Origin of the sequence: Pseudomonas fluorescens HK44 (assembly GCF_000217955.3) — a bacterium.
GTDB lineage: Bacteria > Pseudomonadota > Gammaproteobacteria > Pseudomonadales > Pseudomonadaceae > Aquipseudomonas > Aquipseudomonas fluorescens_AQ.
In genome coordinates, this window is the sequence record NZ_AFOY02000004.1 from 483272 (window position 1) to 498882 (window position 15611).

Sequence of the window (15611 nt, forward strand, 5' to 3'; positions counted from 1 at the left end):
TGAAAAAGACTGTCGGACGTTTAATAACAATAAGGAGAAACACGGATGGTTTTACCCATTGCTGGAACGGCTGGAAGAGTTATTACGCTTGCGGGCAACCCCACTTCAACGTCGCCCGCTGGTAGTGCGACTGAACGCAGCTCTTCCTTGACGGCTGATCCCTCAGCGCTTTGTTCAACGGGTTTCCGAGTAGGAACACTTGGAACCGACAGGCAAATCAGAACGGCGATGGCGCGAATGGAACGCGAGGTCACCATTCAGGTGGAGGAGCGTTATACGCAACTCGGCGAAACTGACCGAGTTGTGGTGGGGCGTGCCAGCGATTTTGTTGAGCATGGGCAGTTACCCGAGGAATCTATCAACGAGGATTTTTTTAATCGGGTCACCGAGTTGAATGCAGCAGATACCGAGCAAACCCGTGAAAGCCGAATGCACATCCTGCTCCAGGCGGGCATGGATTGGCTTGAGGGTGCCAAAGAGCCTGGGCTCAATCTGCTGAATATCGCTGGACGCACGGGGTTGATCGTTGCATTGACGGTGGTGCTGCGCCAGGTCGTCGCTTACAACGTCGAGCACGCTCTGCGCGAAGGCGATTCACCTGAGGCCTCCCGCGCATGGGCAGTGGTCGCGATATCAATGATCGGCCCGGCGCTAACCTTGGTAGGGGCCATTCGAAATGAGTGTGACGGGACCGCTAATCCAGCGTCGCGTCTGGGGCGTGTTTGCATGGCCAGTATTACGATGGGGGCTCTGATCGCGGCGCATCTCACTGGCGCGTCTCAACGGTTACTGCCGGCGGTGGTCGGCGGGTCGATTTATACGCTGGCCAGAGGCTTGGCCAACGTCTTCATTCCATTGCATGACAACGCGAATCCTGCCACCGCCGCGACCACCGGAGTAGCGACCGCTGTCTATGGTGTGGCTCAGTTTTTACTGGCGGAGCTGGGGCAACTGACGCCGTTGAGCGGCGCGGCCCGAGCAGCTGCAGAACTCGGTTACAGTCTGGGCGCTGACGCCATCCAGGGGCTATTGACTGGCTTAGGCGTTGTCGTGGACGACCTCGTCGGCATTTTTTGCAAGAGTTCGCACATGCTATCTCCCTCCCCGGGGATGGACTCGGTATTTTCTGACCCGCAAGCGTTGCAGCAAATGGTTTTGGAGGTGCGCGCCAGTGTTCAGCGACCGACCCCAAAACAACTGCTGGATGCGCTATTCGATATCGGCGCAATGCGTCTTTCGGTGGGGTACGCCATCGCTTTGGTGACGGGCGCGGTAGCGTCTTTGCTGAGTCATTCCGAGATCGAGGAAGGTTATCAGGGCCATGTCATGAGCGGTTGCCTGGCCCTGATGGCGATGATTATTTACTTTCCGCTCATCTTTGGCAGTGCCAAGCGCACCGATAACCTCTACGAGCTGCAGGAGACTGCGGTTCCTTGAGCCAAGGCAAAGAGGTCGCCTGTCTCGGTCAACCCCGGCTATAATCGCCGCCACTTTTCGTAGCCCAGAGTCAAACCCGCCCATGTATACCCTGGCCCGTCAGCTGTTGTTCAAACTTTCCCCGGAAACCTCCCACGATTTGTCCCTGGACCTGATCGGCGCAGGCGGGCGTTTGGGTCTCAATGGCTTGCTGTGCAAGGCGCCGGCGCAGTTGCCCGTGAATGTCATGGGCCTGGATTTTCCGAACCCGGTGGGTCTGGCGGCCGGTCTGGACAAGAACGGGGCGGCCATCGACGGGTTTGCGCAGTTGGGATTCGGTTTCGTTGAAATCGGCACCGTCACCCCGCGTCCGCAACCGGGCAATCCAAAGCCGCGGATTTTCCGCTTGCCGCAAGCCGAGGCGATCATCAACCGCATGGGGTTCAACAACCTCGGCGTCGATCATCTGCTGGCGCGCGTGGCGGCTGCCAAATACAAGGGCGTGCTGGGGATCAACATCGGCAAGAACTTCGACACGCCGGTTGAGCGTGCGGTCGACGACTACCTGATCTGCCTGGACAAGGTCTACGCCCGCGCCAGTTACGTGACGGTCAACGTCAGCTCGCCGAACACTCCGGGCCTGCGCAGCCTGCAGTTTGGTGATTCGCTCAAGCAACTGCTCGAAGCCTTGCGTCAGCGTCAGGAAGACCTGGCTCAACGCCACGGCAAGCGTGTACCGCTGGCGATCAAGATTGCACCGGACATGACTGACGAAGAAACCGTTCAAGTGGCGCAAGCGTTGATCGACACCGGGATGGACGCAGTGATTGCGACCAACACCACCCTGAGCCGCGTAGGCGTCGAAGGCATGGAATACGGTGACGAGGCGGGCGGATTGTCCGGCGCTCCGGTGCGCGACAAAAGCACTCACACGGTCAAGGTGCTGGCGGCCGAGCTGGCCGGGCGTTTGCCGATCATCGCGGTGGGCGGTATTACCGAAGGCAAGCACGCGGCTGAGAAAATCGCTGCGGGCGCCAGTCTGGTGCAGCTGTATTCGGGCTTCATTTACAAAGGCCCGGCGCTGATTCGCGAATCGGTGGATGCCATCGCCGCCTTGAGATAACCCCAACCCGTGTGGTGAGGGCATTTGTGGCGAGGGAGCTTGCTCCCGCTGGGGCGCGAAGCGGCCCTAAAATCAGCAAATGCGGTGCATCAGGAATAACGCGGTGTGTGGATAGGGGCCGCTTCGCAGCCCAGCGGGAGCAAGCTCCCTCGCCACACAGTATTTCATGGTCGGTTTTGGGTTGTTTGAAGGCATAAAAAAGGGCTCCTCGAAGGAGCCCTTGGGCCGAAGCCCGCCGTCCGGAGAGGACGTGCGTGGTTAAGTCGTTACCTGTTCAGATTTTCGTGTCGGAGTGTGTGCCCTGTTTTAGCCGACGGCGTGAAGTTCGTTGAGTCTATGGATTCCCGCAGTGCCGGTCATACCGTCCCAGTTGTCGCCACGTCCTTCTCGCCAGCCGTTGATCCAGGCTTGGCGTACCGACGGTAGAGTAAAGGGGCAAAGCTCACGGGATTTTCCACCAACGCCATATTGATATCCGCGCAAAAATGCTCTTTCCAACGGATCACGCTTAAGTCTTCTCATAGGGTGTTTCCCTCACTTGTTGACTGTATTTGTCGCGTCGACCTCGATCGAGGTCAGGCAGAAAAATTTCTGCCGTTGGTGGCTCGCTGCCGGCGTCACGAGCCAAGGTGTTGACGTCGTTGCGGCGTCAACCTGTATTGAGTTCTAACCAATGCGTCACATCGAGGGAATGATCGTTTTGTCATAAGGACGTAACGATAATGATGTTAAGGCCATAAGTAACACGATGTAATCCCCGTGTTCATTGACCAAAGCTCGCTATGATCGGCCTTTCACTGGATGATGAGGCTGATGATTGAGTGAAAATGTCCGCCCGTTGCATTCGGGTACTATTCGACGAAGGGTCGAGTTATGACATTTTGTTGCGCAGAATTTTTTATCTGCCCGGGCATCTAAGCTCATTCAACCGGTTGGTTGGCTGAGTGGCTAGGGTCTGTTGACGTTTGGTGACGAGCCGCGTTGCGATGCCAACGTGTGCGAGGCAAGGCGCGGGATGCCGCCAATGGTTGTTCCCTTGGTAAATCCCGCAACGCAGCCTCGCGCACGTTGGCGCGCAACCCGAAGGGACGGATGCCCACGTGGCGCAGGGCTGCGTTGCTCGGAACTTGTTTGGAACAACCAGACTACGTTCCTCGCGCCTTGCCCTGCACCACGTGGGCATCCCTCGCGGTCGTCACCAAACGTCAACAGACCCTTGGGTGGGGCGGCACACTTTCGTGCCACGCGAGCGCTCTTCAAGAAAAGCGCTTGATTGAAAACCGAGCGGTCAATGCGTTGTCCGTTCACTTATTGCTAAAGGCCCTGGAACTCCCATGTCGGATCGTTACGAACTCTTCCTCACTTGCCCCAAGGGCCTCGAAGGCCTGCTGATCGAGGAAGCCGTCGGGCTTGGCCTTGAGGAAGCGCGTGAGCACACGTCGGCTGTGCGCGGCATGGCCGACATGGAAACGGCTTATCGCCTGTGCCTGTGGTCGCGTCTGGCTAACCGGGTGCTGCTGGTGCTCAAGCGTTTCCCGATGAAGGATGCCGAAGACCTGTACCACGGCGTGCTGGATATCGAGTGGCAAGACCACATGCTCAATGACGGCACCCTGGCCGTCGAATTCAGCGGTCACGGCTCGGGCATCGACAACACGCACTTCGGCGCCCTGAAAGTGAAAGACGCCATCGTCGACAAACTGCGCACCCCGTCGGGTGAACGTCCGTCCATCGACAAACTCAACCCGGACCTGCGCATTCACCTGCGTCTGGACCGTGGCGAAGCAATCCTGTCCCTCGACCTGTCCGGCCACAGCCTGCACCAGCGCGGTTACCGTTTGCAGCAAGGTGCAGCGCCGCTGAAGGAAAACCTCGCGGCGGCGATTCTGATTCGTTCTGGCTGGCCGCGCATTGCCGCTGAAGGCGGCGCTCTGGCTGACCCGATGTGCGGTGTCGGTACGTTCCTCGTCGAAGCCGCGATGATCGCCGCCGACATGGCGCCGAACCTGCGTCGCGAGCAGTGGGGCTTCACCGCCTGGCTCGGTCACGTGCCGGCGCTGTGGAAAAAACTTCACGAAGAAGCCGTCGCCCGCGCCGCTGCCGGTCTGGCCAAGCCACCGCTGTGGATTCGCGGATACGAAGCCGACCCACGGCTGATTCAACCGGGCCGCAATAACGTCGAGCGCGCAGGCCTGAGTGAGTGGATCAAGATCTACCAGGGTGAAGTCGCAACCTTCGAGCCGCGTCCAGACCAGAACCAGAAAGGCCTGGTGATCTGCAACCCTCCGTACGGCGAGCGTCTGGGCGACGAGGCGAGCTTGCTCTATCTCTACCAGAACCTCGGCGAGCGTCTGCGTCAGGCCTGCCTGAACTGGGAAGCGGCGGTGTTCACCGGCGCACCGGACCTGGGCAAGCGCATGGGGATTCGCAGCCACAAACAGTATTCGTTCTGGAACGGCGCCTTGCCGTGCAAGTTGCTGCTGATCAAAGTATTGCCCGACCAGTTCGTCACTGGGGAGCGTCGTACCCCGGAGCAGCGTCAGGCCGAACGTGAGCAGGCGGCTTACGATCAGTCGCCGGCCGAGCCGCAAGAGCGTCAGTACAACAAGAACGGCAACCCGATCAAACCTGTACCGGCGCCGGCTCCCGTTGTCGAGCAGCCACGTCTGAGCGAAGGCGGGCAGATGTTTGCCAACCGCCTGCAAAAAAACCTCAAGGCCTTGGGCAAATGGGTCAAGCGTGAAGGTGTCGATTGCTACCGTGTGTACGATGCCGACATGCCGGAATACTCCATGGCCATCGACCTGTACCACGACTGGGTTCACGTTCAGGAATACGCCGCACCGAAGTCGATCGATCCGGAAAAAGCTTCGGCGCGTATGTTCGATGCGCTGGCGGCCATTCCGCAGGCCTTGAACATTGACAAGAGCCGGGTGGTCGTCAAGCGTCGCGAGCGTCAGAGCGGCACCAAGCAGTACGAGCGCCAGAGCGCGCAGGGCAAGTTCACCGAGGTGAACGAAGGCGGCGTGAAGTTGCTGGTCAACCTGACCGATTACCTCGACACCGGCCTGTTCCTGGATCACCGTCCAATGCGTCTGCGGATTCAGAAAGAGGCCGCCGGCAAGCGCTTCCTCAACCTGTATTGCTACACCGCGACGGCCAGCGTTCATGCAGCCAAGGGCGGCGCACGCAGCACCACCAGCGTCGACCTGTCGAAAACCTACCTGGATTGGGCGCGTCGCAACCTGTCGCTGAACGGTTTCTCCGACAAGAACCGTCTGGAGCAAGGCGACGTGATGGCCTGGCTGGAAGCCAGCCGTGACGAGTTCGACATGATCTTTATCGATCCGCCGACCTTCTCCAACTCCAAGCGCATGGAAGGGATCTTCGACGTGCAGCGGGACCATGTGCAGCTGCTGGACCTGGCCATGGCCCGTCTGGCGCCGGGTGGCGTGTTGTATTTCTCCAACAACTTCCGCAAGTTCCAGCTTGAAGAAAACCTCACGGCGCGTTATGCCGTCGAGGAGATCACCGCACAAACCATCGACCCGGACTTTGCCCGTAACGGCAAGATCCATCGCGCCTGGAAAATCATGGCGCGCTGAGGCCTGATTGGATCCACAGAGCCTTGATTTTTCGAGGTTCTGTGGTGTTTTTGCGCTGGCTAATCTAATGGCTGATAGCTATAACTTCACACAAAGCCAAGGTGACGCCAAAGCACGCCGGCGTTTTGAGTTTTGTTTATGCCGTTGCACGCCGTACGACCCAAGATCCTGGGCTTGATCAGTGAAGATGTTTCGGCCTGGCTCATTGCGCTGCTGGTGTTGCTGGCTGGTGGCGTACTGACGGGGCTGCTCGCCTGGGCCAGCTTCAATGCGCACCATCAGCAGATGGCGCAGCGTTTCCAAATGCTGGTCAACGAACGCAAGAGCCGGATCGCCGAGCGTTTCGACGATCAGGAACAGCGCCTTGATAGCCTGCGGCGTTTCTTCGTCAACTCCGAGTCGGTTTCCCGTGAAGAGTTCGACGGCTTTACCAAAGCACTGTTGCACAGGACTCAGGCCTACGCTTGGGCACCGCTGGTTGCCCGCAGTGAGCGTTCCGCGTTCGAGCAACGGGTGCGCGAGCAAGGTAGCGCAGGGTTTTCCATCCGCGATCTGACACCTTCTGCCACATTGCAACCTGCCGCCGAGCGTGATGAATACGCGCCGGTGTCGTACAGCCAGGTACTTGGCACAAAAACCACGCCGCTGGGTTTTGATTTGCTCTCGGAACCGATACGTCGGGCAACCCTGCAAAGGGCCCGCACCCTCAACGCAATGGCGGTGTCCGAGCCCACGCTGCTGCTCGGTGTCGATCCTGAATATGCCCGTGGCGTACTGCTGGTCGAGCCGGTTTTGCGCGATACCGCAGCGTCTGCTCAAAACGCTGCGCCCCTTGGTTACGTGCTGGCAGTGATCAGCATGCGTCAATTGGTAGCCGATGGTTTTCCGTTGCCCAGTCAGGACAACCTTGTGGTGCAGATTCGCGGTCGGGCGAAGGACGGTCAGGCGCAAGCGCTCTACGAATCTACCAACCCGGTAGCGAACCAGCCGTTGCATTACAGCTCGATGCTGCGACTGGGAGATCATGTCTACGACCTCGATATTCGCACCAGTGCGGTGTTTGAACATGCCACTCATTCGGCGGTTGCCAGCCTGATCGTGATGGGGGCGCTGTTGAGCGTACTGCTCAGTGCCTTGCTCTACATTCTGGTCAGTCAACGGCAACGAGCGCTGGCGCTGGTCGAGCAGCGCACCCGCGAGTTGCGCCTGCGAGAACAGGAGTTGAGCGGCGCTCATGGGCAGTTGCGCGGGGTGCTGGACGCAGCGACCCAAGTGGCGGTGATCGCCACCAACCTGCGCGGTGTGATCACCACCTTCAATGCCGGTGCCGAGCACATGCTCGGCTATCGCAGTGACGATGTGTTGGGACAGGCGACCCTGGAAAGCCTGCATCTGCCCGCTGAGCTGGAAGCGCGGGCCGTGGAACTCAGTCAGCGTTACTGCAAACCGGTGCCGAGCTGTCAGGCGATGCTGATGGAAGGTGGCGAAACGGGTGGGCATCAAGCGCGTGAATGGACCTTGGTGCGCCAGGACGGCAGCCATCTGACGGTGAACATGCTCGCCACTGCCGTGCTTGATGAGCAGGGGCTGTGGGTCGGGAATCTGGCGATCTGCATCGACATTACCGAGCGCAAGCGCGTGCATGAAGCGTTGGCGGCGCGCGATTTGCTGCTCAAGAAACTCAGCGCTCATGTGCCGGGCGGCATTTATCAGTTCAAGATGGCGGCAGACGGGCGCTTCAGTGTGATCTATGCCAGTGATGGCATTCGCGATATTTACGAGATCGATCCGGACACGCTTCTACAGAACGCCGAGGCGATTTTCGAGCGGATTCATCCGCAGGACGTCGCTCGGGTGCGTGCCTCGATCCGGGTCTCTTCGTTAAAGCTCAGCCCATGGCGCGAAGAGTACCGCGTGCAGTTGCCCGTCCGTGGCCTGCGTTGGGTGCGCGGTGAGGCAACACCGGAAGAGTTGCCCGGCGGCGGGGTGTTGTGGCACGGCTACATTTCGGATATTTCCGACCTCAAACGGGTCGAGGAAGAGCTGCGCGCCTTGTCAGTGACTGACTCGCTGACCGGCATTCACAATCGACGCTATTTCCAGGAGCGGCTGACCATGGAAATGGCCCGGGTCGAGCGAGGTATCGGCGAATTGGCGGTGATCATGCTGGATATCGATCACTTCAAGCGTATCAATGATGTGTACGGCCACGCGGCCGGCGATCGGGTGTTGCAGGCGATCTGTCAGCGCATCCGCCATCGTTTGCGGCGCACCGATGTGTTCTGTCGCCTGGGAGGCGAGGAGTTCATGGTGCTGTGTCCGGACACCAATGGGCAGCATGCCCATACATTGGCCGTCGAGTTATGGCAGAGCTTGCGCAATACGCCGATCGACGGCCTGGGCACGGTGACTGCCAGCTTTGGTATCGCCAGTTGGCGTTCCGGGGAGGGGGCTGATGCCTTGCTGCTGCGCGCTGACTCGGGGGTTTATGCGGCGAAGCAGGCCGGGCGGGATCGGGTTGAGGTGGAGCTGGCGTAAGCCGGTTTAGGTTTGTGTGGCGAGGGAGCTTGCTCCCGCTGGGGCGCGAAGCGACCCTGAAGGCGATGATTGTGTTGGGTCAGATGTATCCGATTTGTTGATTTTGCGGCTGCTGCGCCCGAGCGCGGACCGACCGGGCGGGAGCAAGCTCCCTCGCCACAGTTGCGCAGTGTTTAAGTGAGGCTTAAAGCGCCGACTCGGCTGTTGCCAGTTTCGGCTGGCGGTACAGGTCCAGCAGCACCTGATCGAGCACTGTATGTGCACCAAAAGGCGCCGGGTCGTTGAGGATCGCGACCACTGCCCAGGTGTTGCCGTTGCTGTCGCGGCTGAAACCGGCGATAGCGCGCACGGTGTTCAGGGTGCCGGTCTTGACGTGTGCTTCACCGCGCATTGCGGTGGTCTTGAGGCGTTTGCGCATGGTGCCGTCCATGCCGCTGATCGGCAGCGAACTGACGAACTCGGCCGAGTACGGGCTTCTCCAGGCGGCTTGCAGCATGCTCGCCATCTCACGGGCGCTGACCCGTTCGGCGCGAGACAGACCGGAACCGTTCTCCATCACCAGGTGCGGTGCGGTGATGCCTTTCTTCGCCAGCCACTGACGGACCACGCGTTGTGCGGCTTTTGCATCGTCGGCATCGGCGTCGGTGCGGTATTTCGCGCCCAGGCTGAGGAACAGCTGCTGAGCCATGGTGTTGTTACTGTATTTGTTGATGTCGCGGATAATTTCCGCCAGGTCCGGCGAGAACGCCCGGGCCAGTACCTTGGCATCCTTCGGTACGGCGGCCAGACGATCCTTGCCCTGGATGCTGCCACCCAGTTCCTGCCAGATCGCCCGCACGGCGCCAGCGGTGTAGGTCGCATGATCGAGCAGCGAAAGGTAAGTCTGCGAGCTGCAACCGTCGGCCAACTGGCCTGCAACGGTCACGCTCACGCTGCCGTCGGCCTGGGTCACCGGGTTGTAGCGCACGCCCCCGGAACACTGTTTGCCGCTGAGCGCTTTGACCTGGTTGTCGATGCGAATGCTGGCGATCGGTGGTTCGACCGACACCAGAACCTTGCCCGAATCGTTGCGAGCCACAAAGCGCAGGGCCTTGAGGTTGACCATCAGCGCGTCGGGCTTGACCAGGAACGGCTTGTTTTCGTTTTTGCCGTCGTCATTGAACTCCGGCAATTGCGGCTGGACGAAGAAACTGCGGTCCAGCACCAGGTCACCGGTGACTTGCTGCACGCCATTGGCCCGCAGGTCACGCATCAGCAACCAGAGTTTTTCCATGTTCAGCTTTGGGTCGCCGCCGCCCTTGAGGTACAGGTTGCCGTGCAGGATGCCGCCATTGAGGGTGCCGTCGGTGTAGAACTCGGTTTTCCACTGGTGGTTCGGGCCAAGCATTTCCAGCGCGGCGTAGGTGGTGACCAGTTTCATGGTCGAGGCCGGATTGACCGAAACGTCAGCGTTGAAGACTGTCGGTGTGCCCGGGCCGTTGAGCGGAATCATCACCAGTGACAGGGCATTGTCCTGCAGCTTGCTGGCTTTGAGCGCTTTTTCAACGCTGGGTGGCAGGGTGGTGTTGGTCGGGGCAGCGGAAACAGGGAAGGCCAGTGGCACAAGCAGGCTGGCGAGAAGCAATGGACGCAAAGATTTGATCATCTGAAATAAAACCCTACAGCCGAGGGGGAAAAGATGAGGGCATGAGAATAAATTCCCTCGGTGGTCGCGAAAGTGTCGGCATTATGCCCCAAGGAGTAGCGGCTTGTGCCGTACGCAGAGGAACGAATCCGCTATTTTTTTACCGACGGTAGGCGCAAGCCGCCAGAGAATCGGGCAAACAACGGCTTAAACTGCTAAAGTGCCGCCCGTTATTACTTTTGAGGATTGTTCCAATGGCGACTAACCGTTCCCAGCGTCTGCGCAAAAAACTCTGCGTCGATGAATTTCAAGAGCTGGGTTTCGAACTGAACCTGGATTTCAAAGAAGATCTGGCTGACGAGGCTGTTGACGCTTTCCTCGACGCGTTTCTGAAAGAAGCCATGGAAGCTAACGGCCTCGGCTACGTTGGCGGCGACGACTACGGTCTGGTTTGCCTGCAAAAACGTGGCTCGGTCAGCGCAGAACAACGCACCGCCGTTGAAGCCTGGCTGAAAGCCCGCACCGAGCTGACCAGCGTAGAAGTCAGCCCGTTGCTGGACGTTTGGTACCCGGAAAAGCCGATCAATCCGGTAGCCTGATGTTCTGAATCGGCGGCCTGAGGGCCGCCGATTTGTTTGTGTAACAAAATCCCGCGTTTCAGGCCTTGCGCCAGTTCAGAATCATCAGCGTCACCACGCCCGCCACAATCCCCCAAAACGCCGAACCGATGGAAAACAGTGTCAACCCCGACGCAGTGACCATAAAGGTGATCAATGCCGCTTCACGTTCCTTTACTTCGCTCATGGCGATGCTCAGGCCGTTGATGATCGAGCCGAATAGCGCCAACGCGGCAATCGACAGCACCAGCTCCTTCGGCAAGGCGGCGAACAGCGCCGCGAGGGTTGCGCCAAAGACCCCGGCTATCCCGTAGAAAATCCCGCACCAGACGGCTGCGGTGTAACGCTTGTTACGGTCTTCATGGGCGTGCGGCCCGGTGCAGATCGCTGCACTGATCGCTGCAAGGTTGATCCCGTGGGAGCCGAATGGCGCCAGCAACAGTGAAGCGATGCCGGTGGTGGTAATCAGCGGCGAGGCCGGCACGTTGTAGCCGTCGGCGCGTAATACGGCGATGCCAGGCATGTTCTGCGAGGTCATGGCCACCACGAACAATGGAATACCGATGCTGATGGTCGCCGCAAGGGAGAAGTGCGGGGTGGTCCAGACCGGGGTGGCCACTTCAAGATGAAAACTGCTGAAATCCAGCAGGCCCATGACGCCGGACAGTGCCGTGCCGATCAGGAGGGCCGCCAGCACCGCATAACGCGGCGACAGGCGCTTGACCACCAGATAGGTGAAAAACATCCCCAGTACCAGGCCCGTGCGGTGCTGGGCGGCGACGAAAATTTCGCTGCCGATCTTGAACAGAATCCCCGCCAGCAACGCCGCCGCCAGTGACGCAGGAATGCGTTTGACCAGGCGTTCGAAGCTGCCGGTCATGCCGCAAAGGGTGACGAGCACGGCGCAAGTGATGTAGGCGCCAATCGCCTCGCCGTAGGTCACGCCCGACAGGCTGGTGATCAGCAGCGCCGCACCGGGCGTCGACCAGGCAATAGTGATCGGTGTGCGATAACGCAAGGACAAACCGATCGAGCACACCGCCATGCCAATCGAAATCGCCCAGATCCACGACGAAATTTGCCCGCTGGTCAGGCCCGCCGCCTGGCCGGCCTGGAACATCAGCACCAGTGAGCTGGTGTAGCCGGTCATCATGGCGATGAACCCGGCGACGATAGCCGAAGGTGAAGTGTCGGCCAGTGGGCGAAGTTGCACGTGAGTGGCGTCGGTCATGGCGCGGTGTTCCTTGTTCTTGGTATACGAATAAAGTTCGCAGCGACCAGTGTGGCGAGGGAGCTTGCTCCCGCTCGGCCGCGCAGCGGTCGTAATGTGCGAGTAAGGTTACTGAATAAACGAATCGGCAGGTTTCAGGACTGCTGCGCAGTCCAGCGGGAGCAAGCTCCCTCGCCACGGGCCAGGTGTTCAAGCCTAAACTCAAACGTGACGGGGTGTTGCAATACAGCCGGGGGCGTATATGGCCGTACAGTCGTGTTGCCACCGCCGGTTGTGTACAATGTGCTGTGTTTTTTACGCAATACTTGCCAGCGACCTACTGTGCCGTATTACAGTCACAGTCAATTCGCCGCAGTTCTCCCGACTCGAGTGCCCATGAACGAACAGTTGCAGCCCCTCAAGAAACAACCGCGAGCAGGTAAAGCCGGCCGCAGCGGAACCCAGGACGATATCGTTTATGCGCATATCTTCGAGGCCATCCTCGAACAGCGCCTGGCGCCCGGTACAAAATTGAGCGAAGAGGCGCTGGGAGAGATTTTCGGGGTCAGTCGCACCATCATTCGCCGTGCGTTGTCGCGTCTGGCCCACGAAGGTGTGGTGCTGTTGCGTCCCAACCGTGGCGCCGTGGTTGCCAGCCCGAGTGTCGAAGAGGCCCGTCAGGTATTCATGGCGCGGCGTCTGGTTGAGAAGGCGATCACTGAACTTGCAGTCGTACACGCGACCGCTGAACAGATTGCCGAGCTGCGGCAAATGGTCAACGACGAGCGCGACAGCTTCTCCCGTGGCGACCGTGGTGCCGGTATTCGTCTGTCTGGCGAGTTCCACCTGAAGCTGGCCGAGGCGGCGAAGAACACCCCGTTGATCAGCTTCCAGCGCAGCCTGGTGTCGCAGACTTCGTTGATCATCGCCCAGTATGAAAGCGGTAACCGCTCGCACTGTTCCTATGATGAACACACTCAGTTGATCGATGCCATCGAGGCCCGCGATGCCGAGCTGGCGGTGAACCTGATGATGCATCACATGGACCACATCGACAGCAAGCTCAACCTCGACGAAGAAAGCGCTTCGGACGATTTGCACGCGGTGTTCTCGCACTTGTTGCAGACCAAAAAGCCGGGGCGGCCAACCGCCAAGCATTGATAGACCGCGGTCTGACAGGCGATAAAAAAATCCCCCGCAACCAACGATTGCGGGGGATTTTTTGTTTCTGAAAGGCTTAACGCTGGTGAACCAGATTCCCCGCCGCATACGTCTGCAGAACAGTCCGGTCATCCCCCAATGTCATCAGCACAAACAACGTCTCGGCGATGCTTTTGGCCTGTTTCAAGCGATAGCCGAGCAGCGGCGTGGCGTTGTAGTCCAGCACCAGGAAGTCGGCGTCGGTGCCCGGTTGCAGGGTGCCGATCTTGTCTTCCAGGCGCAGTGCGCGGGCACCGCCAAGGGTTGCCAGGTACAGCGATTTGAATGGGCTCAGACGGGCGCCTTGCAGTTGCATGACTTTGTAGGCTTCGTTCAGGGTTTGCAGCAGCGAGAAACTCGTGCCGCCACCCACGTCAGTACCCAGGCCGACGTTCAGGTTGTGCTTTTCGGCCATCGGCAGGTTGAACAGACCACTGCCTAGGAAGAAGTTCGAGGTCGGGCAGAAGGCGATCGCCGAACCGGTTTCGGCAAGGCGCGCGCATTCGTCATCGCACAGGTGTACGCCGTGCGCGAATACCGAGCGTTCGCCGAGCAATTTGTAGTGGTCGTAGACGTCCAGGTAGCCCTTGCGCTCCGGGAACAGTTCCTTGACCCATTGAACTTCCTGCAGGTTTTCACTGATGTGGGTCTGCATGTACAGGTCGGGGTATTCGCTGAGCAACTGGCCGGCGAGGGTCAGTTGTTCCGGGGTGCTGGTCGGTGCAAAGCGCGGCGTCACCGCGTAGTGCAGACGACCCTTGCCGTGCCAGCGTTCGATCAGTGCCTTGCTTTCGATATAGCTGGATTCGGCGGTGTCGGTCAGGTAGTCCGGGGCGTTGCGGTCCATCATCACCTTGCCGGCGATCATCCGCAGGTCGAGCGTCCGTGCGGCTTCGAAGAACGAATCCACCGATTGCGGATGCACGCTGCCGAACACCAGTGCGGTGGTGGTGCCGTTGCGCAGCAGTTCCTTGATGAAGATGCCGGCGACTTCTTCGGCGTGGGCCTTGTCGGCGAATTGGCTTTCGCACGGGAAAGTGTAGGTGTTGAGCCAGTCCAGCAGTTGTTCGCCGTAAGCGCCGACCATGCCGGTTTGCGGCAGGTGGATGTGCGTATCGATGAAGCCCGGCGTGATCAGCGCATCCTGGTAATGGGTGACTTGAATGTCGGCAGGCAGGCTGGCGAGCAGTTCGCAGGCAGGGCCGATGGCGCTGATCTGGCCGTTTTCAGTCACCAGCAAGCCGTCTTCGAAATACTCGTAGGAGGCTTCGATACCCACCACGGCTGGGTCGGCGATGCTGTGCAGAATGGCGGCACGGTAGGCTTTGCGAGTCAAAGGCATTTTCGTTCTCGGTTCATGGCTTTTTAGTTCGAAGCATGACTGCGGCGCGAGGTGGGCAGCAGTTTGGCAATAGGTTCGGCTTTCGCGCTGTGCTGGCCGAAATTCGCGTTATAGGTGGCGATGATTTCGCCGGCGATGGAGATGGCGATTTCCACCGGCAATTTGCCTTTGACCTCGCCCAGGCCCATCGGGCAGCGCATGCGTTGCAGCACGGCGTTGTCGAAACCGCGCTCGCGCAGGCGGTGTTCGAACTTCACCCGTTTGGTCTTCGAGCCGATCAGGCCGAAGTAGGCGAAGTCATTGCGCTTGAGGATCGCCGCGGTGAGCTCCAGGTCGAGCTGGTGATTGTGGGTCATGACGATGCAGTAACTACCAGCGGGCAAGTCATCGATTTCGTCCACCGGTTCTTCGGCGACGATTTTACGCACGCCGTGGGGGATCTGTTCGGGGAACTCGGCCTCCCGCGAATCGATCCAGCGCACCCGGCAGGGCAGGCTGGCCAGCAACGGCACCAGCGCCCGACCGACGTGGCCGGCACCGAACACGGCGATCTGTGCTTGCACCTGGCCCATGGGTTCGAACAGCAACACGGTGACGCCACCGCAGCACTGGCCGAGGCTGGCGCCGAGGGTGAAACGCTCCAGATGAGTATCCTGTTTGCCACTGGCAAGCATTTCCCGGGCGACCTGCATCGCCTTGTATTCCAGATGCCCGCCACCGATGGTGTCGAACGCCTGTGCGGCGCTGACGACCATCTTCGAACCGGCATTGCGCGGCGTCGAGCCGAGCTCTTCGATGATGGTCACCAACACGCAGGGTTCACCCCGGGTTTGCAAGTCGGCGAGGGCGTCGATCCAGTTGTACATGTTCACCTCAACATTTCTGTTGTCTGTTCGGGCCTCATCGCGAGCAGGCTCGCTCCCACAGGTACAGCGC

The 15611-nt window shown here is 59.7% G+C and carries 11 protein-coding genes; 6 read left to right on the plus strand and 5 right to left on the minus strand.

Annotated elements, in window-relative coordinates; genetic code table 11:
- Positions 1-237: 237 nt before the first annotated feature.
- A complete protein-coding gene (locus HK44_RS04215; protein WP_242031539.1) occupies positions 238-1437 on the plus strand; it encodes a hypothetical protein in 1200 nt (399 codons plus the stop codon).
- 82 nt (positions 1438-1519) lie between these two features.
- On the plus strand, positions 1520-2539 hold the full coding sequence (locus tag HK44_RS04220) for a quinone-dependent dihydroorotate dehydrogenase (RefSeq protein ID WP_019689522.1): 1020 nt from the start codon (positions 1520-1522) through the stop codon (positions 2537-2539).
- A gap of 306 nt (positions 2540-2845) precedes the next feature.
- Here the strand turns inward: HK44_RS04220 and rmf are convergent, their stop codons facing one another.
- Entirely contained in the window at positions 2846-3061 is a 216-nt protein-coding gene (gene rmf / locus HK44_RS04225; protein WP_003223300.1) for a ribosome modulation factor, read from the minus strand.
- 812 nt (positions 3062-3873) lie between these two features.
- Here rmf and rlmKL point away from each other — a divergent pair.
- On the plus strand, positions 3874-6144 hold the full coding sequence (gene rlmKL, locus HK44_RS04230; RefSeq protein ID WP_019689523.1) for a bifunctional 23S rRNA (guanine(2069)-N(7))-methyltransferase RlmK/23S rRNA (guanine(2445)-N(2))-methyltransferase RlmL: 2271 nt from the start codon (positions 3874-3876) through the stop codon (positions 6142-6144).
- Positions 6145-6282: 138 nt separating this feature from the next.
- Positions 6283-8682, plus strand: a complete 2400-nt coding sequence (locus tag HK44_RS04235) for a sensor domain-containing diguanylate cyclase (RefSeq protein ID WP_019689524.1) — start codon at positions 6283-6285, stop codon at positions 8680-8682.
- 184 nt (positions 8683-8866) lie between these two features.
- Here the strand turns inward: HK44_RS04235 and dacB are convergent, their stop codons facing one another.
- Positions 8867-10327, minus strand: a complete 1461-nt coding sequence (gene dacB / locus HK44_RS04240; protein ID WP_019689525.1) for a D-alanyl-D-alanine carboxypeptidase/D-alanyl-D-alanine endopeptidase — start codon at positions 10325-10327, stop codon at positions 8867-8869.
- A gap of 233 nt (positions 10328-10560) precedes the next feature.
- Here dacB and HK44_RS04245 point away from each other — a divergent pair, with 233 nt between their 5' ends.
- Positions 10561-10905 (plus strand): YggL family protein, encoded by a 345-nt coding sequence (locus tag HK44_RS04245; RefSeq protein WP_019689526.1) that lies wholly within the window; start codon positions 10561-10563, stop codon positions 10903-10905.
- A 58-nt stretch (positions 10906-10963) separates the two neighbouring features.
- Here HK44_RS04245 and HK44_RS04250 read toward each other — a convergent pair whose 3' ends face one another.
- Entirely contained in the window at positions 10964-12154 is a 1191-nt protein-coding gene (locus HK44_RS04250) for a benzoate/H(+) symporter BenE family transporter (RefSeq protein WP_019689527.1), read from the minus strand.
- Between the two features lie 375 nt (positions 12155-12529).
- On the opposite strand from HK44_RS04250, the gene HK44_RS04255 reads away from it, so the two are divergent.
- Complete coding sequence (locus HK44_RS04255) at positions 12530-13294, plus strand: GntR family transcriptional regulator (protein ID WP_019689528.1); 765 nt, start codon at positions 12530-12532, stop codon at positions 13292-13294.
- A gap of 76 nt (positions 13295-13370) precedes the next feature.
- Here HK44_RS04255 and guaD read toward each other — a convergent pair whose 3' ends face one another.
- Entirely contained in the window at positions 13371-14675 is a 1305-nt protein-coding gene (guaD, locus tag HK44_RS04260; protein WP_019689529.1) for a guanine deaminase, read from the minus strand.
- 23 nt (positions 14676-14698) lie between these two features.
- Entirely contained in the window at positions 14699-15541 is an 843-nt protein-coding gene (gene xdhC / locus HK44_RS04265; protein ID WP_019689530.1) for a xanthine dehydrogenase accessory protein XdhC, read from the minus strand.
- Between the last annotated feature and the right edge of the window lie 70 nt (positions 15542-15611).

Bases quoted from the DNA above. Each gene is read 5' to 3' on its own strand.
- xdhC (WP_019689530.1), bottom strand. From the start codon at position 15,541: ATGTACAACTGGATCGACGCCCTCGCCGACTTGCAAACCCGGGGTGAA.
- HK44_RS04245 (WP_019689526.1), top strand. From the start codon at position 10,561: ATGGCGACTAACCGTTCCCAGCGTCTGCGCAAAAAACTCTGCGTCGAT.
- guaD (WP_019689529.1), bottom strand. From the start codon at position 14,675: ATGCCTTTGACTCGCAAAGCCTACCGTGCCGCCATTCTGCACAGCATC.
- dacB (WP_019689525.1), bottom strand. From the start codon at position 10,327: ATGATCAAATCTTTGCGTCCATTGCTTCTCGCCAGCCTGCTTGTGCCA.
- rmf (WP_003223300.1), bottom strand. From the start codon at position 3,061: ATGAGAAGACTTAAGCGTGATCCGTTGGAAAGAGCATTTTTGCGCGGA.
- HK44_RS04235 (WP_019689524.1), top strand. From the start codon at position 6,283: ATGCCGTTGCACGCCGTACGACCCAAGATCCTGGGCTTGATCAGTGAA.
- HK44_RS04250 (WP_019689527.1), bottom strand. From the start codon at position 12,154: ATGACCGACGCCACTCACGTGCAACTTCGCCCACTGGCCGACACTTCA.
- HK44_RS04255 (WP_019689528.1), top strand. From the start codon at position 12,530: ATGAACGAACAGTTGCAGCCCCTCAAGAAACAACCGCGAGCAGGTAAA.
- HK44_RS04215 (WP_242031539.1), top strand. From the start codon at position 238: ATGGAACGCGAGGTCACCATTCAGGTGGAGGAGCGTTATACGCAACTC.
- rlmKL (WP_019689523.1), top strand. From the start codon at position 3,874: ATGTCGGATCGTTACGAACTCTTCCTCACTTGCCCCAAGGGCCTCGAA.
- HK44_RS04220 (WP_019689522.1), top strand. From the start codon at position 1,520: ATGTATACCCTGGCCCGTCAGCTGTTGTTCAAACTTTCCCCGGAAACC.